The sequence below is a fragment of the Novosphingobium tardum genome (assembly GCF_042652045.1).
GTDB classification, from domain to species: domain Bacteria; phylum Pseudomonadota; class Alphaproteobacteria; order Sphingomonadales; family Sphingomonadaceae; genus Novosphingobium; species Novosphingobium tardum.
Genome location: NZ_JBHSDR010000007.1, coordinates 1 through 712, shown reverse-complemented (window position 1 = coordinate 712; position 712 = coordinate 1). Strand labels below are relative to the sequence as shown.

2 protein-coding genes are annotated in these 712 nt (G+C 56.7%); both read right to left on the bottom strand.

Features of this window, described 5'->3' with window-relative positions:
- Nucleotides 1-45 precede the first annotated feature (45 nt).
- Nucleotides 46-345, bottom strand: coding sequence for a CtrA inhibitor SciP (sciP, locus tag ACFO0A_RS14050; protein ID WP_379539669.1), 300 nt, complete (start codon nucleotides 343-345; stop codon nucleotides 46-48).
- 174 nt (nucleotides 346-519) lie between these two features.
- The coding region (locus tag ACFO0A_RS14045; protein WP_379539668.1) for a hypothetical protein at nucleotides 520-712 on the bottom strand (193 nt) is incomplete at its 5' end.

Here is a 712-nt window from a genome sequence, read left to right as displayed (position 1 = left end):
CTTCGGATATTCGAACGATTTTGACCGAGCTGATTTTTCCAGCAGTCAATACCTATTTTGGCGTTCGTAACGCTCGCGGTAGTGTTGGAGCCGGGTGACACGCAGGCCTGCCATGCCGGAGCGCTCGATCGAGCGTTGCCACGACGCAAATTCCTCAACGGTCAGTTCATAACGGCGAAGTGCTTCGTCGAGAGTGAGAAGGGCACCTTCAACGGCTGCGACGACCTCCGCCTTGCGGCGGATGGTCCACCGACGGGTATCGACGGACGGAAGAGCTTCGAGCATGAGGATCTCGCCCAGCGGGCCGAGAACTTTAGCGGCTCGGATTTCCTGATTTTCAATCATGCAAAATGCGACCTCGTGACAGGTCGCAATGGTAATTCCGCGAGGTAAATGAACGGTTAGATTTGCCCGACCCTCAACAAAAGATCTGCAATTAATGTAAGCACACTAGTTGGTTAGGCAGTGGTGTTGCTCGCGCTAGGTACGAATGCGCAAGGCTCAGCACCAGCCGATTGCTCAGCGCGAGTGGGCGAGCGTCGTGCGGATCTGCACAAGTGGCCTTCCCAGGACACCTGCTGCTTCGCTTGCCAGCAATACGCCAGCAGCCGCGACAATGCTGGACACTGCGGCATAATCGATAAGTCGACCGAAGCGCCTGCTTGCGTCCGCCCGTTCGGACGAGGAGATCGTCCGGACCTTCAGTTTCTGC

What these genes read in the sequence shown, in the direction of transcription:
- sciP (WP_379539669.1), bottom strand. Translation starts at nt 345, where the DNA reads ATGATTGAAAATCAGGAAATCCGAGCCGCTAAAGTTCTCGGCCCGCTG.